Here is a 25,489-nt window from a genome sequence, read left to right on the forward strand (position 1 = left end):
CAGTGCGTACGCCATTGTCCCGCACGCTTCAAGTGCGTACCCCATTCTCCCGCACGCCGGGCGCTGCCTCGCGCCGGGGCCTCCGGAGCCCCTCGTACGGCCGCCACCTCGGTCTTCTCCGGGCAGCCCGCCCCCTCCCGTACCCTCGGTCCCATGTCGCTCTACGCCGCTTTCGCCGGCAACCTCGACGCGCGGCTGATGAGCCGCCGCGCACCGCACTCCCCGCTGCGCGGCACCGGCTGGCTCAACGGCTGGCGGCTGACCTTCGGCGGAGAGCAGATGGGCTGGGAGGGAGCGCTGGCCACCATCGTGGAGGCCCCCCGCTCCCAGGTCTTCGTGGCGCTGTACGACATCGCGCCGATGGACGAGGACTCGATGGACCGCTGGGAGGGCGTGGGCCTCGACATCTACCGGCGGATGCGGGTGCGGGTGCACACGCTGGACGGCGAGGAGCCGGCCTGGGTGTACGTCCTCAACGCGTACGAGGGCGGGCTGCCGTCCGCGCGGTACCTGGGCGAGGTCGCCGACGCGGCCGAGTCGGCGGGCGCGCCGCACGACTACGTGATGGAGTTGCGGAAGCGCCCCTGCTGATCGCGCCCCGCCTCACCCGTCCGGCCTCGGCGAGCGGGCCGGGTTGATCCGACCGGGTGAGCGGAATCCCCCGTTCGTCGGAAACGACAAGACAACGATCGCATGTCCGTCAGCATCGTCATCTACGCGCGTAGGAATTCTCCGGCTACGCTGCTTCGCGTACCAAATCCGTCCGGGGTTCCCCTCGGACCCCCCTCCCCGAGGCGAGAGAGTCAGTGAACGCAACTGCCACCCCGTACGAGGCCGCCGAGGCCGCTGCCGCACGTCTTCGCGAGCTGACCGGTGTCGAGAACCACGACGTCGCCCTGGTCATGGGCTCCGGCTGGGCCCCCGCCGTCGACGCCCTCGGTGCCCCCGAGGCCGAGTTCCCGGTGACCGAGCTCCCCGGCTTCCCGCCGCCGGCCGTCGAGGGCCACGGCGGCAAGGTCCGCTCGTACAAGATCGGTGAGAAGCGCGCGCTGGTCTTCCTCGGCCGCACCCACTTCTACGAGGGCCGGGGCGTCGCCTCCGTCGCCCACGGCGTCCGCACCGCCGTCGCCGCCGGCTGCAAGACCGTCGTCCTCACCAACGGCTGCGGCGGCCTCCGCGAGGGCATGCGCCCCGGCCAGCCGGTCCTGATCAGCGACCACATCAACCTGACGGCCGCCTCCCCGATCGTCGGCGCGAACTTCGTCGACCTGACGGACCTGTACTCGCCGCGCCTGCGCGCACTGTGCAAGGAGGTCGACGAGACGCTGGAGGAGGGCGTCTACGTCCAGTTCCCCGGCCCGCACTACGAGACCCCGGCCGAGATCAACATGGTCCGCGTCATGGGCGGCGACCTCGTCGGCATGTCCACCGTCCTGGAGGCCATCGCGGCCCGCGAGGCCGGTGCCGAGGTCCTCGGCATCTCCCTCGTCACCAACCTGGCGGCGGGGCTCTCGGGCGAGCCGCTGAACCACGAGGAGGTCCTCCAGGCGGGACGCGACTCGGCGGCGCGGATGGGCGAGCTGCTGACGCGGGTCCTCGACCGGATCTGATCTCCTTCCGCACCCCTCGCACCGACCGGCCCCTGGGGGCCGGTCGGGCTTCCGAGCGCTGCGGCGGCCTCCGACCGCCGGCGTGCCGGTGCGCCCGTCCGGCCGGAGCTCGCCGCCGGTGCGGGGGCCGGTGCGCGGGGCTTCTCCCCCAGACGGGCTGGAAATCCAGCCCGTCTGGGGGTCCCCCCACGCCGCCAGGCGCAGGGGGCGTTCGAGGACACGGCCGCAGGCCGTACGGGGGTCTGGGGGCTTGCCCCCAGTTCGGGAAGGGGCGGGGTGGGGAAAGGCTCCGCGCAGCGGCCGTCCGCACGCCCCACCGGCCCGCACCCGATCCAGCCCGCACCGGCCCCGCACCCACCCGCCCCACCCCGAAAGGCACACCGTGACGCAGGACGATCTCCTCACCCGGGCCCAGGCCTGGCTCGCCGAGGATCCCGACAGCGAGACCCGCGAGGAGCTCGCGCGGCTCATCGAGGCCGGCGCGAGCGACGAGCTCGCCGCCCGTTTCAGCGGCACGCTGCAGTTCGGCACGGCCGGGCTCCGCGGTGAGCTCGGCGCCGGGCCCATGCGGATGAACCGCTCGGTCGTCATCCGGGCCGCCGCCGGCCTGGCCGCCTACCTGAAGGCGAAGGGCCGGACCGGCGGCCTCGTCGTCATCGGCTACGACGCCCGCTACAAGTCCGCCGACTTCGCCCGCGACACCGCCGCGGTGATGACCGGCGCCGGACTGCGCGCCGCGCTGCTCCCGCGCCCGCTGCCGACGCCCGTCCTCGCGTACGCCATAAGGCATCTGGGCGCCGTCGCCGGTGTCGAGGTGACCGCGAGCCACAACCCGCCGCGCGACAACGGCTACAAGGTCTACCTGGGCGACGGCTCGCAGATCGTGCCTCCTGCCGACGCCGAGATCGCCGCCGAGATCGACGCCATCCGCTCGCTCCACGACGTGCCCCGCGCGGCCGACGGCTGGCAGACCCTGGGCGACGAGGTCCTCCAGGCCTACCTGGAGCGCACGGACGCCGTCCTGACCCCGGGCTCCCCCCGGACCGCGCGGACCGTCTACACGGCCATGCACGGCGTCGGCAAGGAGGTCCTGACGGCCGCGTTCGGCCGGGCCGGCTTCCCGCCGCCCGCGCTGGTCGCCGAGCAGGCCGAGCCGGACCCCGCCTTCCCCACGGTCGCCTTCCCGAACCCGGAGGAGCCGGGCGCCATGGACCTGGCCTTCGAGGCCGCCCGGGCCGTCGACCCCGACATCGTCATCGCGAACGACCCGGACGCCGACCGCTGCGCCGTGGCCGTGCCCGACGCGGACGCCGAGGGCGGCTGGCGGATGCTCCGCGGCGACGAGGTCGGCGCGCTGCTCGCCGCGCACCTGGTGCACAAGGGCGCCACCGGCGTCTTCGCCGAGTCGATCGTGTCGTCGTCCCTCCTCGGCCGCATCGCCGAGGCCGCGGGCGTCGGCTACGAGGAGACGCTGACCGGCTTCAAGTGGATCGCCCGCGTCGACGGACTGCGGTACGGCTACGAGGAGGCGCTCGGCTACTGCGTCGACCCGGAGGGCGTCCGCGACAAGGACGGCATCACCGCCGCGCTGCTCGTCACGGAGCTGGCCTCGGTGCTCAAGGAGCAGGGCCGGACCCTCACCGACCTGCTCGACGACCTGGCGGTGGCGCACGGCCTGCACGCCACGGACCAGCTGTCGGTGCGCGTCGAGGACCTGGGGATCATCGCGAACGCGATGGCCACCCTGCGCGAGCGGCCCCCGGTGCGGCTCGCCGGTCTGACGGTCGTCTCGGCCGAGGACCTGACGAAGGGGACCGAGTCCCTGCCGCCGACGGACGGGCTCCGCTACCACCTGGAGGGCGCCTACAAGGCCCGGGTGATCGTCCGCCCCTCCGGCACCGAGCCCAAGCTCAAGTGCTACCTGGAGGTCGTCGTCCCGGTCGGCGACGGCAGCGAGCTGGCGACGGCCCGCGCGACGGGCGCCGAGATCCTCGCCGCGATCAAGCGGGATCTGTCCGAGGCCGCCGGGCTGTAGGGCATGGCGCCGAGGGCCGGTACGGATTCCCTTCCGTACCGGCCCTCGCCCGTCCGGGTGAACCCCGTACGGCACGTGACGTAAAGGGTGGACCGTGCGCCGGGGGCGCGCGCCAGGGTGACCCGGTGTCCGTCACCCCCGTGCCGTACGTCCCCGGCCCCCGTACGACCGCACCCGAGGCCGTGGCGGGCGGCGCGCTGCGGCGTGCGGCCCCGGCGCTGCTCGGCTTCCTGGCGGTACGGCTCCTGGGGCTCGCGGTGCTCGCCCGCTGGGCGCATCTCAAGGGGCACGGCCTGTGGCCGCTGCTCGCCCGGACGTGGGACTCGCTGTGGTACCTGGACATCGCGGGGCACGGGTACACGACCCAGCCGTCCTTCCCCCGGAACCTGGCCTTCTTCCCGCTCTTCCCCGGGCTCGTCCGGCTGCTGTCGGCGGTCCTCCCCGGCTCCCGCGCCTCGGTCGCCCTCGGACTCGCGGTGGTCTGCTCGCTGCTCGCCGCCTGGGGGGTGTTCGCGGTCGGCGACCGGCTGCGCGGGCGCCGGACCGGAACGGTCCTCGCCGTCCTGTGGGGCGCCTCGCCGGTGGCCGCCGTGCAGTGGATGGGGTACACGGAGTCGCTGTTCACGGCGCTCGCGGCCTGGGCGCTGTACGCGGTGCTCGGCGGGCGCTGGGCGTGGGCCGCAGGGCTCGCGGTGGCCGCCGGTCTCACCCGGCCGACGGGGCTCGCGGTCGCGGCGGCGGTCGGCGCGGCGGGGCTCCTCGCGGCCCGGCGCGCGCGGCGGGCGGCGGGGCTCGTCGCCGCCATTCGCGTCGGATCAGGCCGGGTCGTCCGGTGCGTGCGATCGGCGTGCGGCCGGGGCGCCCCCGTAGCGGAGCTACTTGGGTGTCCCGGCCGTGCGTCGAGCGTGCGTGCCGGGCGGGCCGGACCCGACGGGAATGGTCAGACAGGCCCTACGGGGTGTCCGGAAGCGGGGTGCGGCTCAGCGTGTGGCGAGCAGGATCACGAGGAGCAGCAGCCCGGCCACCGCGGGCGCCACGATCTCGTACGCCCAGCGCACCTGCGGCTCGCCCTGCGCGCCCGGGGTCCCGGCGCGCAGCTCGGCGAGTTCGCGCAGTTCGGCGACGGTCTTGTCGCTCGGGGCGGTGCGGGAGGCGGTGTCCCGTACGTCGGCGGTGACGGAGGTACGGCCGTGGGGGTCGTCCTGGGAGGCGCGGGCGGCCTGGCGGGCGGCCTTCTTCCGCTGGCGCAGCGAGACGGGGATCGCCCACAGCTGGTACTTGGCGCCCTCCTGCGTGAAGACCTCGCTGGAGTAGCCGGCGCGGACGTCGGCGACCGCGGCCCAGGGCAGCACGATCGACCGGAACGGGTTGCGGATCCGGAGCCGGTCGTCGTTGGCGTACACGGCGGGCCTGATCGTGAAGGCGACGATCAGCGGGACGGCGAGGACGAGGACCGCGAGCGCGATCCAGGGCGTGCGGCCCTCGCCGCGGACGATCGCGTCCCCGGCGAAGAAGGCCGTGAGGAGCAGCAGGAACACGCCGCTCGCGACCCCGAGGGGCGACCGGAAGACCTTGTCGGCGGAGGTCTGTCCCGCGGGGGTCTTTCCTGCGGACGGCTGCTCGGGGCTCGGCTCGTGGCTGGGCTCGGGGGTCGTCATGCCGCCGATTGTGCCTCAGGGGGCGGGTGGGGACTCAGGCGGCCCGCGCGGCCACGAGGTCCGCGTACAGGATGATGTTGTCGGGCCGGTGGCCGCCGACCAGCTCGCCGCCGCAGGTGACGAGGCGCAGCTCGGGGCGGGTGGTGTCGCCGTACACCTTGGCCGTCGGGAAGGCGTCCTTGTCGACCTGCTCCAGCTCCCGGACCCGGAAGACCGCGGTCGTGCCGTCGGCGCGGGTCACGGTGATCTCGTCGCCGACGCGGACCTTGGAGACGTTCTTGAGGACGGCCGGGCCGCGGGCGGTGTCGAAGTGGCCGATGAGGACGGCGGGGCCGGTCTGCCCGGGGGTGACGCCCTTGTCGTACCAGCCGATGCGGTCGGCGTCCGCGACCGAGGGCACCTCGACGGTGCCGTCCGTGTTGAGGCCGAGGGAGAGCACGGGCCCGGTGTCGACCCCGGCGGCGGGCACCCGGACCCGGACGGGCAGGGACCGCGCCATCGGCTGCACGGGCGCCGGGCTCGCGGTCGGCGCCGGGGCGGCGGTGGCCCGCGAGATGTGGGCGGGCGGGGTGGCGGGCGCGGGCTCGCCGGCGGCGGAGCAGCCGGTGAGCGCGGCGAGCGCGGCCACGAGGACGAGCGAGGCGGTACGGGTACGGGCGGGGCGACGGCTCACGGGACGGCTCCGGACGGGCTGAAGGACGGGGTGTGGCCGGCCGCCGCGCGGGACGCGGCGACCGGCCTGGGGTGGGGTGTGGCCTGCTCGGGTCAGGGCAGGAAAAGGTGCGGGATCAGGCGCGGGAGCCGGCCCGGCGGCGGAGGACGACGAAGCCGAGGCCCGCGGCGGCGAGGGAGGCCGTGCCCGCGCCGGCCGCGATCAGGGCGGTGGAGTCGCCCTCGGTGCCGAGCTCGGCACCGGCCGCGACGCCGCCCTGCGGGACGACGGAGGTCTGCCCGGTGTTCGTGGTGGTGCCGCCGGAGGCCGGGGTGGTGGCGGACGGCGCCGGGGTGGCGGTGGCGTCCTTCTCGCAGCCCTTCGGGAGCTTCGGGAAGGCGGTCCAGCGGTAGGGCGTGTCGCCGCCCTGGGTGCGCTGGCCGAGCTTCGGGGTGGTGGTGTTCGCGTCCTTGATCGTGAGGCCCTGGCCCAGGTCGGCCGCGTGGGCGCGGTCGAGGGTGACGATGGGCTTGCCGTCCTCGTCCTTGAGGACGGCCTTCGGGCCCTTCTCCAGGTCGTTGGTGAGCGTCACGGTCAGCAGCGCGAAGACCGAGGGGATGTCCTGCTGGACGGTGCACTTGCCGAGGGTGACGACGGGGCCCGGGGTGGGGGCGGAGCCGTTCTGGACGAGCTCGGGGGCGGCCTGCTTCGAGGAGCCCGGGATGTAGGCGGCGAAGCCTCCGTCCTGCTCCAGGACGACGACGGCCTTGCCGTACGTCCAGACCTGGCGGAAGCCGCTCAGGTAGGTGAAGCCGCGGCCCTTGCCGTTCTCGATCAGCTGGAGGCCGTAGCGGCCGTCCTTCTGGGCGAGCTCCAGGAGCGTGCCGTCGGCGAGGCGGTAGACGCCGGGCGTGGCACCGGGGACGTAGTTGCGGTCCCAGTTGTAGGTGGTGCCGTCCGGGTTGAGGACGAAGAACTCGCCGTTGTCGTTGCCGGCGACGGAGCGGGTGATCGCCTCCAGGACGCCGACCGGGTTGCCCTGGTAGAAGAGCTCGGCGCGGTAGTTCTGCTCCTTGACCTTGTAGATCTTGGCGATCGTGCCGTTGAGGAGGGTCTCGGTCCGGACGAGGGTGCCCTTCGCGGGGTCGGCCTCCGCCTCCGTGCCGGTCTCGGCCGGCTTGGTGGCGTCCGCCGGCTTCGCGGCATCGCCCGGCTTCGCGGTGTCGGCCGGCTTCACGGCGTCGGCCGGCTTGACGGCCACCGGGCCGTCGGCGGCGAACGCGGCACCGACGACGAGGGCCGGGGTGGTGAGGGCGACACCCGCGACGAGGGCGGTGGCGATGGCGGTGCGAAGGGCGGTGCGCATAACGACTCCTGTGAATTCAGGTGAGACGGACAAGGAGAGCCGCATGCCGCTTTTTCTCGGTCCGACTGGTTCCGGTGAGGTCTGGCTGGCTGCTGATAAGAATCTATTGATCTTGTATGTGGGAGCCGTCCGCTCCATGTCACGGGCGTGTGACAGCAGTCACCACGCCGTCGGACCCCCTGTGACCTCGGGCTCGATGAAGGGGCGCCCCTGTACAGGTCGCTACGCGCGTAGATATGCTCGACTGGTGACCATGCCCACCACTGCATCCGCAGCATCCGCTTTCGCCGACGTGACCACGTCCGACAGTGCGCTGCGCCGCTTCCTCCACGGGCTGCCCGGCGTCGACGCCGTCGGCCTGGAGGCGCGCGCCGCGTCCCTCGGCACCCGCTCGATCAAGACCACGGCCAAGGCCTACGCCATCGACCTGGCCATTTCCATGATCGACCTGACGACGCTCGAAGGCGCGGACACCCCGGGCAAGGTCCGGGCGCTCGCCGCCAAGGCCGTCAACCCCGATCCGACCGACCGCACGACCCCGAAGACCGCCGCCGTCTGCGTCTACCCCGACATGGTGGCCACCGCCAAGGCCGCCGTCGCGGGCTCGGGCGTCAAGGTCGCCTCGGTCGCCACCGCCTTCCCGGCGGGCCGCACCGCGCTCCCCGTGAAGCTGGCCGACACCGCCGACGCCATCGCCGCCGGTGCCGACGAGATCGACATGGTCATCGACCGTGGCGCCTTCCTCGCCGGCCGCTACCTGGAGGTCTTCGAGCAGATCGCCGCGATCAAGGCGGAGTGCGGCGACCGCGCCCGCCTCAAGGTGATCTTCGAGACCGGCGAACTGTCCACGTACGACAACATCCGCCGCGCCTCCTGGCTCGGCATGATGGCCGGCGCGGACTTCATCAAGACCTCGACCGGCAAGGTCGCGGTCAACGCCACCCCGGCGAACACCCTCCTCATGCTGGAGGCCGTGCGCGACTTCCGCGCACAGACCGGCGTGCAGATCGGCGTGAAGCCGGCCGGCGGCATCCGCAACACCAAGGAAGCGATCAAGTTCCTGGTTCTCGTCAACGAGACCGTGGGTGAGGACTGGCTGGACAACCACTGGTTCCGCTTCGGCGCTTCCAGCCTGCTCAACGACCTGCTGATGCAGCGCCAGAAGCTGGCGACCGGCCGTTACTCCGGCCCCGATTACGTGACGGTGGACTGATCAACATGGCATCTGCATTCGAGTACGCACCGGCACCGGAGTCGCGTTCCCTCGTCGACATCGCGCCGAGCTACGGCCTGTTCATCGACGGCGAGTTCGTCGACGCCGCCGACGGCAAGGTCTTCAAGACCGTCTCCCCCGCCTCCGAGGAGGTCCTCGCCGAGGTCGCCCAGGCGGGCTCCGAGGACGTCGACCGCGCGGTGAAGGCCGCCCGGAAGGCCTTCGAGAAGTGGTCGGCGCTGCCCGGTTCCGAGCGCGCCAAGTACCTCTTCCGGATCGCCCGGATCATCCAGGAGCGCAGCCGTGAGCTGGCCGTCCTGGAGACCCTGGACAACGGCAAGCCGATCAAGGAGACCCGCGACGCGGACCTCCCCCTGGTCGCCGCACACTTCTTCTACTACGCGGGCTGGGCCGACAAGCTCGACCACGCCGGCTACGGGCCGAACCCGAGGCCGCTGGGCGTGGCCGGCCAGGTCATCCCGTGGAACTTCCCGCTGCTCATGCTGGCGTGGAAGATCGCCCCGGCGCTCGCGACCGGCAACACGGTCGTCCTGAAGCCGGCCGAGACGACCCCGCTCTCCGCCCTGTTCTTCGCGGACATCTGCCGTCAGGCCGGGCTGCCGAAGGGCGTCGTCAACATCCTTCCCGGGTACGGGGAGACCGGCGCCGCGCTGGTCGAGCACCCGGACGTCAACAAGGTCGCCTTCACCGGCTCGACGGCGGTCGGCAAGTCGATCGCGCGTTCCATCGCCGGCACGCACAAGAAGGTCACCCTCGAACTGGGCGGCAAGGGCGCCAACATCGTCTTCGACGACGCCCCCATCGACCAGGCCGTCGAGGGCATCGTCAACGGCATCTTCTTCAACCAGGGCCAGGTCTGCTGCGCGGGCTCGCGCCTCCTCGTCCAGGAGTCGATCCAGGACGAGCTGCTCGACAGCCTGAAGCGCCGTCTGTCGACGCTCCGCCTCGGCGACCCGCTCGACAAGAACACCGACATCGGCGCCATCAACTCCTCGGAGCAGCTGGCCCGCATCACCTCCCTCGTGGAGCAGGGCGAGGCGGAGGGCGCCGAGCGCTGGACCGCCGCGTGCGAGATCCCGTCGGCCGGTTACTGGTTCGCCCCGACGCTCTTCACGAACGTCACGCAGGCGCACCGCATCGCCCGCGACGAGATCTTCGGCCCGGTCCTGTCGGTGCTGTCCTTCCGTACGCCCGACGAGGCGGTCGCGAAGGCCAACAACAGCCAGTACGGCCTGTCGGCCGGCATCTGGACGGAGAAGGGCTCCCGCATCCTCGCGGTCGCCAACAAGCTCCGGGCCGGTGTCGTCTGGGCCAACACGTTCAACAAGTTCGACCCGACCTCGCCCTTCGGCGGCTACAAGGAGTCGGGCTTCGGCCGCGAGGGCGGCCGCCACGGTCTGGAGGCCTACCTCGATGTCTGACACGACTCGCCTTGGCGTCTTCAAGACCTACAAGCTGTACGTCGGGGGCAAGTTCCCCCGCTCCGAGAGCGGCCGGGTGTACGAGGTGAGCGACTCGAAGGGCAAGTGGCTGGCGAACGCGCCGCTCTCCTCCCGCAAGGACGCCCGTGACGCGGTCGTCGCGGCACGGAAGGCCTTCGGCGGCTGGGCGGGCGCGACCGCGTACAACCGGGGCCAGATCCTCTACCGCGTCGCCGAGATGCTGGAGGGCCGCCGGGACCAGTTCGTCCGCGAGGTCGCGGACGCGGAGGGCCTGTCGAAGTCGAAGGCCGCCGTGGTCGTCGACGCGGCGATCGACCGCTGGGTCTGGTACGCGGGCTGGACCGACAAGATCGCCCAGGTCGTGGGCGGCGCGAACCCGGTCGCGGGCCCGTACTTCAACCTGTCGACCCCGGAGCCGACGGGCGTCGTCACCGTCGTGGCCCCGCAGGACTCGTCCTTCCTGGGGCTGGTCTCGGTGATCGCCCCGGTGATCGCGACGGGCAACACGGCCGTCGTGATCGCCTCGGAGAAGTCCCCGCTCCCCGCCCTCTCCCTGGGCGAGGTCCTGGCCACCTCCGACCTCCCGGGCGGCGTGGTCAACATCCTCTCCGGCAAGGCCTCGGAGATGGGCCCGCACCTGGCGGCCCACCAGGACGTCAACGCGATCGACCTGACGGGCGCGGGCACCGATCTGGCCCGTGACCTGGAGATCGCGGCGGCGGACAACCTGAAGCGCGTCCTGCGCCCCCGTACCGAGGACTTCGCCGAGTCCCCGGGCACGGACCGCATGACGGCGTTCCTGGAGACGAAGACGGTCTGGCACCCCACGGGTTCGCTGGGCGCGAGCGGCTCCTCGTACTAGGACCCCCATGACGAACGGCCCCCGGGATCATCCGGGGGCCGTTCGTCATGCGCCGCCGCGCTCGATCAGGCCCGCGACCCCGTCGAGCACGCACTCGAGCCCCGTCTCGAACAGCCACCCCGCGTCGTCCTTGCGGGCCGCGCCCAGGGCGTAGGTCCGGTAGGTCGGGTAGCGGCCGGTGCCGAGCAGGTACGTCATCTGCGGGGCGAGCCCCCGGCGGGTCTCGTCGGGGTTCGCCCAGCCCTGCTCCTCCATGTACAGGGCGATGGCGACCTCCGCCTGCACGGCCCCGTGCACATAGGCGCCGACCGCGCGGAACGCCGCCATCATCGTGTCGACGTCGAGGCCCAGGCCGTCGAGCGAGGCCAGCTGCCGCTCGGCCGCCGCCAGCCGGTTCGGGGTGAGGGCGAAGAGCGGGGTCGGCAGCTGGGCGAGCCAGGGGTGGCGGAGCATCCCTTCGCGGGTGCGGTGCGCGTGGGTCCGCAGGGTGTCCCGCCAGCCCTCGCCGGGCTCGGGGGGCTCCATCTCGCTGGAGACCCGGTCGACCATGAGCGCCCACAGCTCGTCCTTGCCGTCGACGTGCCGGTACGCGGCCATGGGGGCGACGCCCAGTTCGGCGGCGACCTTCCGCATGGTGACGGCGGCGAACCCCTCGCGGTCCGCGATCCCGATCGCGACCTCGGCGATCCGGCCCGGGGTGAGGGAGGCCCTGGGCGCCGCGGGCCGATCGAGCCGCTCCCACAGCGAGACGCGCTCCGTCTCGTCCTTCTTCGCCACTCCGGCCTCCTTGTGTCGCGTACAGCGTATGCCTTGTGGACGTCGTACACACCGACGTGTACGTTGTACACCCATCGGTGTACGCCGTACACAACCACGTTTCCCAGGGGGACCCATGAGCACGCCGCTCCGCCTCGCCGTCATCCAGGGCTCGACCCGCGAAGGCCGCCTCGGCCCGACCGTCGCGCACTGGCTCGCCGGCCACGCCACCGACCGCCCCGACCTGGCCGTCGACGTGATCGACCTCGCCGAGACCCCGCTGCCCACCGTCTTCCCGCACCTCGGCCAGGCCCCCGCCGACGAGGCCGACCTGGCCCTCCTGCGGGCCGTGTCCCCCCGCCTGGCCGCCGCCGACGCCTTCGCCGTCGTCACGCCCGAGTACAACCACAGCTACCCCGCGTCCCTGAAGAACGCGATCGACTGGCACAACAAGGAGTGGCACGCCAAGCCCGTCGCCTTCGTCTCCTACGGCGGCTTCTCCGCCGGCCTGCGCGCCGTCGAGCACCTGCGCGGGGTCTTCGCCGAACTGCACGCCGTCACCCTCCGCGAGTCCGTCGGACTCGCCGGCGTCTGGGGTCAGTTCGACGCCGAGGGCAAGGCCGTCGACCCCGGCGCCGACACCGCCGCGAAGGCGATGCTCGAACGGCTCGTCTGGTGGGCCGACGCCCTCCGCGAGGCCCGCGCCAAGAAGCCGTACGGAGCCTGACCATGACCGACCAGCGAAAGCCGCTCCCCTACCCGGGCCTCACCGGTCTCATGCTCGGCATCGTCCTCGGCACCCTCGACGGCACGATCGTCGGCACCGCGCTCCCCACCGTCGCCGGCGAACTCGGCGGCCTCGACCGGCTGTCCTGGGTGGTCACCGCCTACCTCCTCACCGCCGCCGTCGGCACACCCCTGTGGGGCAAGGCCGGCGACCTGTACGGACGCAAGGGCGCCTACCTCACCGCCGTCGCCGTCTTCCTCGCCGGCTCCGTCCTCTCCGGCCTCGCCCAGACCATGGACCAGCTCATCGCCTTCCGCGCCCTCCAGGGCGTCGGCGCCGGCGGCCTGATGGTCGGCGCGTTCGCCCTGATCGGCACCGTCGTCTCCCCGCAGGACAGCCCGAAGGTGCAGGCGATCACCGGCGCGATGCTCCCGGTCGCCTTCGCCGGCGGCCCGCTCCTCGGCGGACTGCTCACCGACCACCTGAACTGGCGCTGGGCCTTCTACGTCAACCTGCCCGTCGGCATCGCCGCGCTGCTGCTCGTCTCCCTCGGGCTGCGCGTCCGCACCCCGCGCGTCCGGGCCCGCGTGGACGTGGCCGGGGCCCTGCTCCTCACCACCGGCATCCTCGCCCTGACCCTGCTCGCGACCTGGGGAGGAACGCGATACGCCTGGACCTCGCCGGGCGTCCTCGCCCTGGCCGCGACCGCCGTCGCCGCCCTCGCCCTGTTCGTCAGGACCGAGCGGCGCGCCACCGAGCCGGTGATCCCGCCCCGGCTGTTCCACAGCCGGAACTTCACCCTCGCGCAGATCCTCAGCCTGCTCGTCGGCGCGGGCATGATCGCCGCGATGAACTACCTGCCGCAGTACTTCCAGTTCGTCAGCGGCCGGACGTCCACGGCGAGCGGACTGCTCCTGCTGCCGCTCATGCTCGGCATGGTCGGCGTCCAGCTCGTCACCGGCCGGCTGATCGCGCGCGACGGCCGCTACCGGATCTACCCGATCCTCGGCGGCGGGCTCATGACCGCGGGCGCGCTCGCCCTGCTCCTGCTCGACGTGGACACCCCGACGGCCCTCGCGTCCGCGCTCACCGTGATCCCGGGCGCCGGCATGGGCTTCCTCATGCAGTCGACCCTGCTCATCACGATGTACAGCGCCCCGCCCCGGGACATGGGCGCGGCGAGCGGCACCGTCACGCTCGTCCGCACCCTCGGCGGCTCCCTCGGCGTCGCGGCCCTCGGCGCCGTCTTCACCGCGCGCCTCGCGGGGACCGACCCGAACCTGACGCCGACCCAGGCCGCAGGGCTGCCGGAGCCGGCACGGGAGGGCCTGCGGGCGGCGGTGACCAGCGGGGTGCACGGGGTGCTGCTCGGCACGGCCGTGCTCGCCGCCCTGGCGTTCGCGGTGGCCTGGCTCGTACGCGAGGTCCCGCTACGCGACGCTACGGAAGCAGACCCCGCGTCAGCGGACCGGCCAGCGGCAGGTCGGCCACTGCCCCGCCCTTCGTGACGTGGTCGGTGAGCAGGTTCGTGCCGACCGGCTTGAAGTCGGCGACCTGGGTGCCGAGGCCGTTGTCGAGCGGGTCGACGCCCGTGTTGGCCAGCGGGTCGAGCTGGAGGCGGGTCAGCGGGCCCACGCCCTGTGTGACACCCTCCAGCGCGCCCGCACCGGCCGCGCCCGCGTCCGTCCGGCTCAGCGAGTCGACGGGCAGCGGCACGGGAGCGGCGGCCTGCGCCCCGGCACCCGCGCCGAGCATCGCCGCACCCGCCGCCGTGACGGTGAGACCGGCCTTGAGCAGGGCGCTGCGGCGGGGGGTCCGGTGGTCTGCGTGACGCGCCATGAGGATCCTTCCAGGGGGTGAGCGGGCGGGCACCGACAGTAGTCGAGGTGTGATGCTCGATACCAACGGCCTTCCTCGGTGGTCCCCTGGACGGGGGAATGCCTCACACTGGTGTTCCGTGAGTTCCCAACCGATCCCGACCCGGGTCGTCCTGCTCGCGGGCCCCTCCGGCTCCGGCAAGTCGTCCCTCGCCGCCGTCGCCGGCCTTCCGGTCCTGCGCCTCGACGATTTCTACAAGGAGGCCGACGACCCGACGCTGCCGCTCGTCGACGGCTCCACGGACATCGACTGGGACTCCCCACGGTCCTGGGACGCGGACGCCGCCGTCGCCGCGATCGTCGAGCTGTGCCGTACGGGGCGGACCGACGTCCCGGTGTACGACATCGCCACCAGCTCCCGGGTGGACCGGGAGCGGCTCGACATCGCGCGGACGCCGCTCTTCGTGGCGGAGGGCATCTTCGCGGCCGAGATCGTGAACCGCTGCCGCGACCTCGACGTCCTCGCGGACGCGCTGTGCCTGCGGGGCCGCCCCTCGACGACGTTCCGCCGCCGGCTCCTCCGCGACCTCCGCGAGGGCCGCAAGTCGGTCCCGTTCCTGCTGCGCCGCGGCTGGCGCCTGATGCGCGCCGAGCGCGCGATCGTCGCCCGCCAGACCGCCCTGGGCGCCCACCCCTGCGGAAAGCCGGAGGCCCTGGGCCGCCTGGCGGCAGCGGCGGCGGGCCGCCACCGCACACCGGCGGCGAGCTGACGCCCCCGGACACCCCCGAGGCCGCACAGCACGAAGCGGGTCGTACGAGACCCCCCGGACTCGTACGACCCGCTTCGCTCTTCCCGTACCCCCGTACGGTTCCCCCGTGTTTCCCCCGTACCCCCAAGGCCCCGTTTCCCCCGTGGCCCCGCAGGGTGCGTCCCCCCGACCTTCAGGCCACCAGCTCGCCGAAGGACTCCTCCTCGTCACGGCCGAAGCTCAGCACCTCGTCCTCGCGCAGTCGCCGCAGCGAGCGCCAGATGCTCGACTTCACCGTGCCGACACTGATGTCCAGGATCTCCGCGATCTCCGGATCCGTACGGCCCTCGTAGTAGCGCAGCACCAGCATCGTCCGCTGGAGCTCGGGCAGCCGGGCCAGGGCCTGCCACAGGACCGCGCGCAGCTCCGTACCCCGCATCGCGTCCGTCTCGCCGACCGTCTCCGGCAGCTCCTCGGTCGGGTACTCGTTGAGCTTGCGCCGGCGCCAGGCGCTGATGTGCAGGTTCGTCATGGTGCGGCGCAGGTAACCACCCACGGCCGCCTTGTCACTGATCCGGTCCCAGGCGCGGTACGTGGAGAACAGCGCGCTCTGGAGCAGGTCCTCGGCCTCGAAACGGTCACCGGTGAGGTGGTAGGCGGTGGCGTACAGGGAGGCACGACGCTCCTGCACGTAAGCCGTGAACTCGGCTTCCGAGCAGCTCGTGCGCTCCCCCGTGACCTCCCCGTACGCCGCTCCCCCGTCAGCAACGGCCACCATGTACGGCGCCTTGCGCTGACGCCCGACGGTCCGAACGCACCCCCGCCCGTTCATCCCGCCGGACTTCTCCGTGCTCCGCACGACGTCGTGGAGACGCGTGACAACTGCGCTAGAGGTGGTGCTGTGCAGTGCGTTCATCTCGCGCCCCCCGTCGGTTGGAGTGTGTTTCGGTCCGTGTGCCAAGAAGCTTGCCCCCCGGACTTCATGGCGCTGTCCGCCGACTGTCACAGCCGTGTCACAGGGACCGCAACAGAAGCGAGTCGAAGAGCGGTCGATCTCGGACGGCCCAATGGGCCAGAATGACGACGTGCCTTTTCTGCTGCTGATCGAGGACGACGACGCCATCCGCACGGCCCTCGAACTCTCCCTGTCCCGGCAGGGCCACCGGGTGGCCACCGCCGCGACCGGCGAGGACGGTCTCCAGCTGCTGCGTGAGCAGCGGCCCGACCTGGTCGTGCTCGACGTCATGCTGCCCGGCATCGACGGTTTCGAGGTCTGCCGGCGCATCCGCCGGACCGACCAGCTGCCGATCATCCTGCTGACCGCGCGCAGCGACGACATCGACGTGGTCGTCGGTTTGGAGTCCGGCGCCGACGACTACGTCGTGAAGCCGGTACAGGGGCGGGTCCTGGACGCCCGCATCCGGGCCGTGCTGCGGCGCGGGGAGCGCGAGTCGACGGACTCGGCGACGTACGGCTCCCTGGTGATCGACCGTTCGGCGATGACGGTCACCAAGAACGGCGAGGACCTCCAGCTCACCCCGACCGAGCTGCGGCTGCTCCTGGAGCTGAGCCGGCGGCCCGGACAGGCGCTGTCCCGGCAGCAGTTGCTCCGGCTCGTGTGGGAGCACGACTACCTGGGCGACTCGCGGCTCGTCGACGCCTGTGTGCAGCGGCTGCGCGCCAAGGTGGAGGACGTGCCGTCCTCGCCGACGCTGATCCGTACCGTGCGCGGGGTCGGCTACCGGCTGGACGTCCCTGCGTGAGCAAAGGGATCTACACGCGGCTGCGGTTCTCCAGCCTGCGGCTGCGGCTCGTCATCGTCTTCGCCCTCGTCGCGCTCACCGCGGCCACCGCCGCCTCCGGCATCGCGTACTGGCTGAACCGTGAGGCGGTGCTGACCCGTACCCAGGACGGGGCGCTCAACGACTTCCGGCAGGAGATGCAGAACCGGGCGGCGACGCTGCCGCTCCGGCCCACCGAGGACGACCTGCGGCGGACCGCCGAGCAGATGGCGAGCGGCAGCGCCGCCGACTGCCAGGTGCTGCTGCTCGGCGAGCGGGCCGCGGGCAAGCCGATCGTGGGCGCCTCGGACCCGGACGACTTCACCCTGACCGACGTGCCGCACTCGCTGCGCGACGCCGTGAACACGAAGCGGCCGGTGACGGACACCGACCCGTACGCGTACCACCTGTTCTGGCAGCGTACGGAACGGAACGGGACGCCGTACCTGGTCGGCGGGACGCGGATCGAGGGCGGCGGCCCCGCCGGGTACATGTTCAAGTCGCTGGCCGCGGAGAAGGCCGATCTGAACTCGCTCGCCTGGTCGTTGGGGATCGCCACCGCGCTCGCCGTGGCCGGCTCCGTGCTCCTCGCGCAGGTCGCGGCGACGACCGTACTGCGCCCGGTGCACCGGCTCGGAGAGGCGGCCCGGCAGCTCGGCGAGGGCAAGCTCGACACCCGGCTGCGGGTCTCCGGCGCGGACGAACTGGCCGATCTGTCCCGTACGTTCAACAGCGCCGCCGAGTCGCTGCAGAAGAAGGTCGCGGACATGAGCGCGCGGGAGGAGTCCTCCCGCCGGTTCGTCGCCGACATGTCGCACGAGCTGCGGACCCCGCTGACCGCCCTGACGGCCGTCACCGAGGTCCTGGAGGACGAGCAGGACTCCCTGGACCCGATGATCGCCCCCGCGGTCGCGCTCGTGGTGAGCGAGACCCGACGCCTCAACGACCTGGTGGAGAACCTGATGGAGGTGACCCGCTTCGACGCGGGCACCGCACGGCTCGTCCTCGACGAGGTGGACATCGCCGACCAGATCACCGCGTGCATCGACGCGCGGGCCTGGCTGGACGCGGTGGAGCTCGACGCGGAGCGCGGGATCGTCGCGCCGCTCGACCCGCGCCGCCTCGACGTGATCCTGGCGAACCTGATCGGGAACGCGCTCAAGCACGGCGGTTCCCCGGTGCGGGTCTCGGTCCGCACGGACGACGACGAGCTGGTCATCGCGGTACGGGACCACGGCCCCGGCATCCCGGAAGAAGTACTGCCGCACGTCTTCGACCGCTTCTACAAGGCGAGCGCGTCCCGGCCGCGGTCCGACGGCAGCGGGCTCGGCCTCTCGATCGCGATGGAGAACGCGCTGATCCACGGCGGGTCCATCACCGCGTCGAACTCGGTCGGCGAGGACGGGAAGGTCGACGGCGCGGTGTTCGTGCTGCGCCTGCCGCTGGACGCCTCCGGGATCACGCGCGAGGTGCAGACGCGCAGCAGCCAGGGCGAGGTGGAGGAAGCGTGAAGCGTCGCGTCGTTGTCCTGGCGGCCGCGCTCACCGCGCTGGTCACCGGCTGCGGGATCCGGACCACGTCGGTCCCGGTGGACGCGGGCGCGGCCCCGTCCCGGGTCCCGTGCACCGTGACCGCCGACAGTACGCCGGAGGCGGCGGCACCGGGCGTGCCGGTCCGGGTGTTCCTCGTCTGCGGCTCGCAGCTGGAGGCGGTGGACCGCCGGTCGCCGCTGCCGGAGGAGAAGGCGGGCGGCGATCCCGTGCGGACGGCCGGGGGGCTTCTCGCGCAGCTGCTCGCCGAGCCGTCGGAGAGCGAGCGGCAGGCCGGCTTCACGACCGAGGTACGGGGGCCGCTGAAGGTCGCCGGAGGGCGGGCGGGCGACCCGGCGGGCACGCTGCGGCTGAGCCGGCAGCCGGAGGACCTGGCGCCTACGGCACTGTCGCAGCTCGTCTGCACGTTCGCGGAGAGCTCGGCGGGGGCGGGGGGGCACTCGGTGCTGCTCGGGGGGCCGGGGAAGTACGCGCCCAAGCGGTACCGGTGCACGACGGAACTCCGCGAACGCCCCGACTCCACCCCACCGACCACCCCACCAACCCCCTGACCCCTCCCCCGTGCGGGGCCGGTGCCCGCACGGGGGTGGCGCGGAACCGATTCGGCTGTTCGGCGCGTCTTGGGGGGCGTGCAGCGTCAAGGTTCGGGCGGCCAGGCCGCCATGGTCGTCCGCGTGGCGGGGTTCGTCCTCCTCCTCGCGCATCTGCTGCTCGTCGCCTGGGTCAGCCTGCGCCCACGCGACGTGGCCTGGGTGACCGCGCCGAACACGATCCCCCTGCACGGCCTGCGGGCCGATCTCGCGCTCGGCGGTGCCGAGGCGGCCCGGCTGATCGGCGAGGGCCTGCTGCTCCTGGCCCCGCTCGGGGTGCTGCTCCCGATGGCCGACGGACGGCTGCACGTCTCCGGGTGGGCCTCCCTGACCCGTACGACCGCCGCGGGCGCGCTCGTGTCGCTCGCCGTGGAGCTGCTCCAGACCGCGGTGCCGGGGCAGGTCGTGGACGTGGACTCCGTGCTCCTGAACACGACGGGCGTCGCCCTCGCGCATCTCCTGATCGTCCCGGCCTGCCGGAGCCGGCTGCGCCGCAGGCGGGCGGCGGGCACCCCGGACCGGGCGGCTTCTCAGGGTGCGACCCCGACGATTTCCAGGGTCCCGATCGCCCCGTAGACCGACGCTTCGTCCCCCTCTGCGGCGGCAGGATGGAGTCATCGGGAGCCCGAGGAGCGGCTCCCGGACCGACTCCGAAGGAGCCCACCATGGCCGCACTGTCCCGCCCCCGTGAAGGACGCGTGCTCGGCGGAGTGTGCGCGGCGCTGGCCCGGCGCTTCGGCACCTCCGCGACGACGATGCGTCTGATCTTCCTGGCCTCGTGCCTGCTGCCGGGACCGCAGTTCCTGATCTACCTGGGCCTGTGGATCTTCCTGCCGGCGGAGAAGACGGCGAGCACCGCCTGGTAGTCAGGGCGTGCGTACGCCGAAGGGGCGCGTACCCGGTTTCCGGGTGCGCGCCCCTTCGGCGTGTACGGCCGGGGTCAGCCGAGCGGCAGACCGCCGGCGAGGCCACCGATCGGCAGGCCGCCGAGGAGGCCGCCGAGCGGGGTGGCGCCGAGGCCGCCCGCCGCGGCGTCGAGCGGGAGGTTCTGGGTGGCCTGGCCGGCGGCGGCCGGGAGGGTCTTCACGCCCTGGTCGAGGCCCTGGCCGAGGGCGCCCTGGCCGGAACCGAGGGCCTCGGAAGCGCCGTCGGGGAGCGTGGTGAGGCCGTCACCGAGCGGGACGGCCGAGGTCACCGTGCCCAGCGCGTCGGCGTCGAGCGGCAGCGCCGATGCGGCGTTGGCCGCGCCGGCACCGGCGGCGACGAAAGCGGCACCGAGAGCGGCGACACCGAGCTTCTTGGCGGCAGACTGCTTCATCAGAAAATCTTCCTTGGGGAATCCGGGGGCTTGTGGGAAAGCCGGGAGGGGAAATCCTGGGAATTGAGAGCGGCTCTGCAACCTAACCAGCGAACGTCGCCTCCGCAAACACCGGAAAGCGGCCGGGTGTCGCGACGACCCGACCGCTCCCGTCCCCTTCGCGGGGCGTCCTTCAGCCTGCTGCGTGGGAAGACTCGCTGGTCGTGGCGGTCTGCTGGAACAGCCATTCGGACTTGAGCTCGGCGTATCCGGGCTTGATGACCTCATTGATCATGGCGAGTCGTTCATCGAAAGGAATGAACGCTGATTTCATCGCATTGACCGTGAACCACTGCATGTCGTCGAGCGTGTAGTCGAATGCCTCGATCAGCAGCTCGAATTCCCGGCTCATGCTCGTCCCGCTCATGAGCCGGTTGTCGGTGTTGACGGTGGCGCGGAAATGGAGCGTGCGGAGCAGACCGATGGGGTGCTCGGCGAAGGAGGCGGCGGCACCGGTCTGGAGGTTGGAGGAGGGGCACATCTCCAGCGGGATGCGCTTGTCGCGGACGTAGGCCGCGAGGCGGCCGAGGCGGACCGAGCCGTCGTCGGCGACCTCGATGTCGTCGATGATCCGGACGCCGTGGCCGAGCCGGTCGGCGCCGCACCACTGGAGCGCCTGCCAGATCGAGGGGAGCCCGAAGGCCTCGCCCGCGTGGATCGTGAAGTGGTTGTTCTCCCGCTTGAGGTACTCGAAGGCGTCGAGGTGGCGGGTGGGCGGGTAGCCGGCCTCGGCGCCCGCGATGTCGAAGCCGACGACGCCGGAGTCGCGGTAGCGGTTGGCGAGTTCGGCGATCTCCAGGGCGCGGGCGGCGTGCCGCATCGCGGTCAGCAGGGCGCCGACCCGGATGCGGTGGCCGTTGGCCCTGGCCTGCCGCTCGCCCTCGCGGAAGCCCTCGTTGACGGCCTCCACGACCTCTTCGAGGGTGAGACCGCCCTCCAGGTGCTGCTCGGGGGCGTACCGCACCTCGGCGTAGACGACGCCGTCCTCGGCGAGGTCGACGGCGCATTCGGCGGCGACGCGGACGAGGGCGTCCCGGGTCTGCATGACGGCGCAGGTGTGCGCGAAGGTCTCCAGGTACCGCTCCAGGGAGCCGGAGTCGGCGGCTTCGCGGAACCAGATGCCGAGCTTGTCGGGCTCCGTCTCGGGGAGCTGCTCGTAGCCCTGCTCCCGGGCGAGTTCGATGATCGTGCCGGGGCGCAGTCCGCCGTCGAGGTGGTCGTGGAGCAGCACCTTCGGGGCACGGCGGATCTGGTCCGCGGTGGGGACGTTGGGGGTCTGGCTCGTCATTTCCGCACTCTAGCCCCTACGCGCGTAGAACACCCCGTGCGGCGCCGTTTTTCTCGTGGCGGCGCGGGGACCGGCCCGCCTAGCCTGCCCGCATGACCTCGACTGCATCCGAACTCCCGCGCATCCACCGCTTCCTGTCCGACTTCCACCGCCGGCAGGCGGCCCGTACCGTCGAGTTCCCCGGCGCGGTCGCGGTGCTCGACGACGAGTACCGGCACTCGCGGGGGAACAACCACGTGCTCGCCGACGGGGCCGTGGACCCGGAGGCGCTGGCCGGTTACACGGACGAGGCGCAGAGCCATCTCCCGTACCGCTTCGCGTACGTCCTGGACGAGAAGGTCGCCGCCGCCTGTGTGGCGCCGATGGAGCGGGCGGGGTTCACCCACGCCACCACCCTGATCATGGCGCACACCGGCCCGGTGCCGGAGCACGGCGGGGCGCGCGAGGTGGACTTCGACGAGCTGCGCGGCCCGGTCACCGCGTCCTGGCCGCGCTTCGCCCCGGAGGCGCCGCCGGAGCGGATCCGCGATCTGGTGGAGCGGCGGGTGCGACGGCGGCGCGGTGCCGAGGTCGTGCGGTTCTTCGCCGCGTACACCCCGGAGGGCGAGGTGGCCGCCTGGGTCGATCTGTACATGGACCCGGCGACGGGGATCGCGCAGATCGAGGACCTGGTCACCGTGGAGGCGCACCTGAAGCAGGGTTACGCGGGGAAGGTGCTGGACACGGCCCTGCACGAGGCCGCCGCCGCGGGCTGCGCGACCCGTTTCCTCACCGCCTTCGCGGGCGACTGGCCGCACATCTGGTACGGCCGGAAGGGCTTCACGGTCATCGGCTCGGTGGCCCGCTTCGCACGGTAGGAGGCACAAGGGGCGTTCGCTCAGCGGACGATACGTAACAGTGACCGCGCGTACGGCTGGCGTACACCTCCGCTTCTGAGACTGTTCTGCCATGGCGCACTTCGCACTCGTGGCGCCGCCCGAGGCACGGAGACCCCGGCTCGGGCGGCCTGTTGGAGGTTCCCGCACGTCTTCGGCGGTGGGCGGCGTGGTGCTGCTGCTGCCGGACGGGGAGCCGGTGTCGGCTCGGCGGGCCTCCGCGCGGGCGCATGCGGCGATGCTCGCGCCGGCGCGCGAACTGGTGCGGGCGGGCCGGTCCGAGGGGCTCGCGGCGCATGTGGTGCGCTACCGGGCGCGCGGCTGGAACGGCGCGGACGCGGATCTCGTGGCGGACGCCTCCTGGGCGGTCGAGGAGGCCGTACGGCGTTACGGCGACGTCCCGGTCTGCCTCCTGGGCCACGGGATGGGCGCGCGGGCGGCGCTGCGGGCGGCCGGGCATCCGGCGGTCGGCGCGGTGCTCGCGCTCGCGCCGTGGCTGCCGGAGGACGACGTGGCGGCGGAGCCGGAGCCGGTGCGGCAGCTGGTGGGGCGCAGGGTGCTGCTCGTGCACGGCACGAACGACGCGCGGAGGGACCCGGAGCTGTCGTTCCGGTTCGCCGAGCGGGCGAAGAAGGCGAACCGGGACACCTGCCGTTTCGAGGTCCACTCGGACGGTCACGCGCTGCGCCAGTACGCGGCCGAGGTCCGGGCCCTCGCCGTGGACTTCGCGCTCGGCGCCCTGTTCTCCCGGCCGGTCGCCCGCCCGGTGGCCGACGCGATGGCGGCTCCCCCGCCGCTCGGCCTGCGGATGCCGCTGGCGGCGGGGTTCGGGAGCTCACGCAGGCGGTGAGGGCTCCTTCGGGAGCAGGTGGCCGCGGCGGCCGAGCAGGAACTTCTTGAAGGCGGCCACCGGGGCGGTGTCCGGGTGGCCGTCCAGCCAGGCGACGCCGATCTCGCGGACCGCGCGCGGCGCGGTGACGGTCAGTTCGACGACGCCGGGGCGGGGGACGGCGGGCGGGGGCAGCAGGGCGACGCCGAGCCCGGCGGCGACGAGGCCGCGCAGGGTCTCGGCCTCCTCGCCCTCGAAGGCGACCCGGGGCTTGAAGCCGGCCTCCGCGCACAGGTCGTCGGTGATGCGGCGGAGCCCGTACCCCGGCTCCAGGGTCACGAAGGTCTCCTCCGCGGCCTCGGCGAGCCGCACCCGCTTGCGGCCGGCGAGCCGGTGGTCGTCCGGGACGACGAGGCGCAGCCGCTGCTCGTCGAGGCGCCGGGCCACCAGGTCGGGGGCGTCCGGCACGGGCGAGGTCAGGCAGAGGTCGAGGTCGCCGGCCCGCAGCCGCTCGATCATGGCCTCGCCGTAGTTCTGGACGAGGGTGAAGCGGACCCTGGGGTGGTCGACGCGGAAGGCGCGGATGAGGCCCGGGACGGTCTCGGACCCCATGGTGTGGAGGAAACCGAAGGCGACCCGGCCCGCGGTCGGGTCGGCGTCGGCCCGTACGGTGTCGGCGGCCCGTTCCACCTCGGCGAGGGCCCGCTCGGCGGCGGTGAGGAAGCGGCGGCCCGCCGGGGTGAGGGAGACCGTGCGGCCGCGGCGGGCGAAGAGGGTGACGCCGAGGTCCTGTTCGAGCCGGACCATCGCCCGCGAGAGCGTCGACTGCGGCACGCCCATCTCGGCCGCGGCGCGGGTCACGTGCTCGTGCCGGGCGACGGCCGCGAAGTACGCGAGCCGCGGCGCGAGCAGCAGTCCCATGTCTTCTTCGTTACTGTTCGGTGACAGGCGAGGCTGTGACCTGTACTCATGCACCATGGGAACGATTACAGCAGTTCCGTGCATTGGACGCATGAAACGGACCGTCCTACGTTCGTGACATGCCTTCCGCCAGTACCAAGGCGGCCGCCACCACCGCGTCCGCCGACACCCGCCTCTCCCCCGGTGCCCCCGGCTACCGCCGGATGAGCCTCGCGCTCTTCGCCGCCGGACTGGCCACCTTCGCCCTCCTCTACTCCACGCAGGCCCTCCTCCCGGCCATCTCGGCCGAGTTCGGTGCCACCGCCTCCGCCGCCTCCTGGACGGTCTCCGCCGCGACCGGCGCCCTCGCCCTCTGCGTCCTGCCGCTCAGCGCCCTCTCGGAGCGCTTCGGACGGCGCGCGATGATGACGGCCTCCCTCTCGGTCGCGGTCGCCGTGGCGCTCCTGGTGCCGCTCGCCCCGAACCTGGAGTCGCTGATCGCGCTCCGCGCGGTCCAGGGCGCCGCGCTCGCCGGCCTCCCGGCCTCGGCGATGGCGTACCTCGCCGAGGAGGTGCGGCCGCGGGCGCTGATCGCCGCGATCGGCCTCTTCGTGGCGGGCAACTCGATCGGCGGCATGAGCGGCCGGCTCGTGACCGGCTGGGTCGCCCAGCTGTGGGGCTGGCGCGCGGGTCTGGCCGCCGTCGGCCTGACCTCCCTGGCGTGCGCGCTCGCCTTCCGGGCGCTGCTCCCGAAGGCCCGGCACTTCACGCCCGGCACGCTGAACCCGAAGGCGCTCGCCCGGACCGTCCGGGGCCACCTCGCCGACCCGCTGCTGATGCGGCTGTACGTGATCGGCGCGCTGTTCATGACGGTCTTCGGCGCCGTGTACACGGTGATCGGCTACCGCCTGGTGGAGGCGCCGTTCTCGCTGCCGCAGGGCGTGATCGGCTCGATCTTCCTGGTCTACCTGGTCGGTACGGTCTCCTCCGCGGCGGCGGGCAGGCTGGTCGGCCGGACGGGCCGGCGCGGCGCGCTGTACCTGGCGGTCTCCACGACGGCCGTCGGCCTGCTGTTCTCCCTCTCCGACTCCCTCGCCCTCGTCCTCGCGGGCCTGGTCCTGATCACCGCCGGTTTCTTCGCGGGCCACGCGGTCGCCTCCTCCTCGGTGAGCCGCACGGCGAAGACGGGCCGCGCGCAGGCATCGGCGCTGTACCAGTCGGCGTACTACCTGGGCAGCAGCGCGGGCGGCACGCTCGGCGCGATGGCCTTCCACGCGGGCGGCTGGGCGGGCACGGTCCTGATCGGCCTGGTCGCGGTCCTCGGGGTCGTCTCGGTCACCCTGTACGGCTCGCACAGCGCGCGCGTCGAGGCCCGGCGGCTGCGCCCGGCGGCGGCGTAGGCACTCTTCCC

The 25,489-nt window shown here is 73.0% G+C and carries 26 protein-coding genes; 17 read left to right on the forward strand and 9 right to left on the reverse strand.

The features are described 5' to 3' along the window. Window positions 1–153: 153 nt before the first annotated feature. The 3 genes from ACF07V_RS01720 to ACF07V_RS01730 all read left to right on the forward strand — a co-directional run bounded on the left by ACF07V_RS01720 (window position 154) and on the right by ACF07V_RS01730 (window position 3,645). Complete coding sequence (locus tag ACF07V_RS01720) at window positions 154–591, forward strand: gamma-glutamylcyclotransferase (protein WP_017239758.1); 438 nt, start codon at window positions 154–156, stop codon at window positions 589–591. A gap of 215 nt (window positions 592–806) precedes the next feature. Next, on the forward strand, window positions 807–1,610 hold the full coding sequence (locus ACF07V_RS01725) for a purine-nucleoside phosphorylase (RefSeq protein WP_030687411.1): 804 nt from the start codon (window positions 807–809) through the stop codon (window positions 1,608–1,610). 382 nt (window positions 1,611–1,992) lie between these two features. Then, a complete protein-coding gene (locus tag ACF07V_RS01730; protein ID WP_392150904.1) occupies window positions 1,993–3,645 on the forward strand; it encodes a phospho-sugar mutase in 1,653 nt (550 codons plus the stop codon). A gap of 980 nt (window positions 3,646–4,625) precedes the next feature. Here ACF07V_RS01730 and ACF07V_RS01735 read toward each other — a convergent pair. The 3 genes from ACF07V_RS01735 to ACF07V_RS01745 form a co-directional block, all read right to left on the reverse strand. Beyond that, the gene (locus ACF07V_RS01735) at window positions 4,626–5,303 is read right to left on the reverse strand and encodes a PH domain-containing protein (RefSeq protein WP_392150905.1); all 678 of its coding nucleotides are present in this window, start codon (window positions 5,301–5,303) and stop codon (window positions 4,626–4,628) included. A gap of 34 nt (window positions 5,304–5,337) precedes the next feature. Next, complete coding sequence (locus tag ACF07V_RS01740; protein WP_392150906.1) at window positions 5,338–5,976, reverse strand: class F sortase; 639 nt, start codon at window positions 5,974–5,976, stop codon at window positions 5,338–5,340. Between the two features lie 115 nt (window positions 5,977–6,091). Next, window positions 6,092–7,321: a hypothetical protein gene (locus ACF07V_RS01745; RefSeq protein ID WP_392150907.1), complete on the reverse strand. Its 1,230-nt coding sequence runs from the start codon at window positions 7,319–7,321 to the stop codon at window positions 6,092–6,094. A 253-nt stretch (window positions 7,322–7,574) separates the two neighbouring features. Between ACF07V_RS01745 and deoC the strand changes: the two genes are divergently transcribed. The 3 genes from deoC to ACF07V_RS01760 are packed head-to-tail and all read left to right on the forward strand — an operon-like array spanning window position 7,575 to window position 10,859. Beyond that, on the forward strand, window positions 7,575–8,534 hold the full coding sequence (gene deoC / locus ACF07V_RS01750; protein ID WP_392151359.1) for a deoxyribose-phosphate aldolase: 960 nt from the start codon (window positions 7,575–7,577) through the stop codon (window positions 8,532–8,534). Window positions 8,535–8,539: 5 nt separating this feature from the next. Beyond that, a complete protein-coding gene (locus tag ACF07V_RS01755; RefSeq protein WP_392150908.1) occupies window positions 8,540–9,976 on the forward strand; it encodes an aldehyde dehydrogenase family protein in 1,437 nt (478 codons plus the stop codon). After that, the gene (locus tag ACF07V_RS01760; protein WP_392150909.1) at window positions 9,969–10,859 is read left to right on the forward strand and encodes an aldehyde dehydrogenase family protein; all 891 of its coding nucleotides are present in this window, start codon (window positions 9,969–9,971) and stop codon (window positions 10,857–10,859) included. Before ACF07V_RS01755 ends, ACF07V_RS01760 begins: the two co-directional genes overlap by 8 nt. Before the next feature lie 45 nt (window positions 10,860–10,904). Here ACF07V_RS01760 and ACF07V_RS01765 read toward each other — a convergent pair whose 3' ends face one another. Continuing rightward, window positions 10,905–11,636, reverse strand: a complete 732-nt coding sequence (locus ACF07V_RS01765) for a TetR/AcrR family transcriptional regulator (RefSeq protein ID WP_392150910.1) — start codon at window positions 11,634–11,636, stop codon at window positions 10,905–10,907. 115 nt (window positions 11,637–11,751) lie between these two features. On the opposite strand from ACF07V_RS01765, the gene ACF07V_RS01770 reads away from it, so the two are divergent. Further along, window positions 11,752–12,342, forward strand: a complete 591-nt coding sequence (locus ACF07V_RS01770) for an NADPH-dependent FMN reductase (RefSeq protein WP_392150911.1) — start codon at window positions 11,752–11,754, stop codon at window positions 12,340–12,342. A gap of 2 nt (window positions 12,343–12,344) precedes the next feature. After that, window positions 12,345–13,850, forward strand: coding sequence for an MDR family MFS transporter (locus ACF07V_RS01775; RefSeq protein ID WP_392150912.1), 1,506 nt, complete (start codon window positions 12,345–12,347; stop codon window positions 13,848–13,850). Here ACF07V_RS01775 and ACF07V_RS01780 read toward each other — a convergent pair. After that, entirely contained in the window at window positions 13,783–14,181 is a 399-nt protein-coding gene (locus tag ACF07V_RS01780) for a hypothetical protein (RefSeq protein WP_392150913.1), read from the reverse strand. The genes ACF07V_RS01775 and ACF07V_RS01780 overlap by 68 nt on opposite strands. A 52-nt stretch (window positions 14,182–14,233) precedes the next feature. Here ACF07V_RS01780 and ACF07V_RS01785 point away from each other — a divergent pair, with 52 nt between their 5' ends. Continuing rightward, window positions 14,234–14,929 carry an ATP-binding protein gene (locus ACF07V_RS01785; protein ID WP_392150914.1) on the forward strand — a complete coding sequence of 232 codons (696 nt, stop codon included), beginning with the start codon at window positions 14,234–14,236 and terminating at the stop codon, window positions 14,927–14,929. A 172-nt stretch (window positions 14,930–15,101) separates the two neighbouring features. Here the strand turns inward: ACF07V_RS01785 and ACF07V_RS01790 are convergent, their stop codons facing one another. Next, window positions 15,102–15,824 (reverse strand): SigE family RNA polymerase sigma factor, encoded by a 723-nt coding sequence (locus tag ACF07V_RS01790; RefSeq protein WP_392150915.1) that lies wholly within the window; start codon window positions 15,822–15,824, stop codon window positions 15,102–15,104. A 169-nt stretch (window positions 15,825–15,993) separates the two neighbouring features. Between ACF07V_RS01790 and afsQ1 the strand changes: the two genes are divergently transcribed. The 5 genes from afsQ1 to ACF07V_RS01815 all read left to right on the forward strand — a co-directional run bounded on the left by afsQ1 (window position 15,994) and on the right by ACF07V_RS01815 (window position 19,695). Further along, window positions 15,994–16,671 carry a two-component system response regulator AfsQ1 gene (afsQ1, locus tag ACF07V_RS01795; RefSeq protein ID WP_017239746.1) on the forward strand — a complete coding sequence of 226 codons (678 nt, stop codon included), beginning with the start codon at window positions 15,994–15,996 and terminating at the stop codon, window positions 16,669–16,671. Further along, a complete protein-coding gene (locus tag ACF07V_RS01800) occupies window positions 16,668–18,200 on the forward strand; it encodes an ATP-binding protein (protein ID WP_392150916.1) in 1,533 nt (510 codons plus the stop codon). Before afsQ1 ends, ACF07V_RS01800 begins: the two co-directional genes overlap by 4 nt. Beyond that, window positions 18,197–18,790, forward strand: a complete 594-nt coding sequence (locus ACF07V_RS01805; protein ID WP_392150917.1) for a hypothetical protein — start codon at window positions 18,197–18,199, stop codon at window positions 18,788–18,790. Before ACF07V_RS01800 ends, ACF07V_RS01805 begins: the two co-directional genes overlap by 4 nt. 111 nt (window positions 18,791–18,901) lie before the next feature. Then, complete coding sequence (locus ACF07V_RS01810) at window positions 18,902–19,405, forward strand: VanZ family protein (RefSeq protein WP_392151360.1); 504 nt, start codon at window positions 18,902–18,904, stop codon at window positions 19,403–19,405. Between the two features lie 89 nt (window positions 19,406–19,494). Continuing rightward, entirely contained in the window at window positions 19,495–19,695 is a 201-nt protein-coding gene (locus ACF07V_RS01815) for a PspC domain-containing protein (RefSeq protein ID WP_392150918.1), read from the forward strand. A gap of 74 nt (window positions 19,696–19,769) precedes the next feature. Here the strand turns inward: ACF07V_RS01815 and ACF07V_RS01820 are convergent, their stop codons facing one another. Together ACF07V_RS01820 and ACF07V_RS01825 are read right to left on the reverse strand one after the other, a co-directional pair. Then, window positions 19,770–20,147: a hypothetical protein gene (locus ACF07V_RS01820; protein ID WP_392150919.1), complete on the reverse strand. Its 378-nt coding sequence runs from the start codon at window positions 20,145–20,147 to the stop codon at window positions 19,770–19,772. A gap of 172 nt (window positions 20,148–20,319) precedes the next feature. After that, a complete protein-coding gene (locus ACF07V_RS01825; protein WP_392150920.1) occupies window positions 20,320–21,474 on the reverse strand; it encodes an adenosine deaminase in 1,155 nt (384 codons plus the stop codon). A gap of 92 nt (window positions 21,475–21,566) precedes the next feature. Here ACF07V_RS01825 and ACF07V_RS01830 point away from each other — a divergent pair, with 92 nt between their 5' ends. Continuing rightward, entirely contained in the window at window positions 21,567–22,331 is a 765-nt protein-coding gene (locus ACF07V_RS01830) for a GNAT family N-acetyltransferase (RefSeq protein WP_392150921.1), read from the forward strand. A gap of 91 nt (window positions 22,332–22,422) precedes the next feature. After that, a complete protein-coding gene (locus ACF07V_RS01835) occupies window positions 22,423–23,199 on the forward strand; it encodes an alpha/beta hydrolase (protein ID WP_392150922.1) in 777 nt (258 codons plus the stop codon). On the opposite strand, the gene ACF07V_RS01840 is transcribed toward ACF07V_RS01835, so the two are convergent. Next, window positions 23,185–24,156 carry a LysR family transcriptional regulator gene (locus ACF07V_RS01840; protein ID WP_392150923.1) on the reverse strand — a complete coding sequence of 324 codons (972 nt, stop codon included), beginning with the start codon at window positions 24,154–24,156 and terminating at the stop codon, window positions 23,185–23,187. The genes ACF07V_RS01835 and ACF07V_RS01840 overlap by 15 nt on opposite strands. Window positions 24,157–24,218: 62 nt before the next feature. On the opposite strand from ACF07V_RS01840, the gene ACF07V_RS01845 reads away from it, so the two are divergent. After that, entirely contained in the window at window positions 24,219–25,478 is a 1,260-nt protein-coding gene (locus ACF07V_RS01845) for an MFS transporter (protein ID WP_392150924.1), read from the forward strand. Window positions 25,479–25,489 lie beyond the last annotated feature (11 nt).

Origin of the sequence: Streptomyces sp. NPDC015661, assembly GCF_043077765.1 — a bacterium.
Taxonomy (GTDB): Bacteria; Actinomycetota; Actinomycetes; order Streptomycetales; family Streptomycetaceae; genus Streptomyces.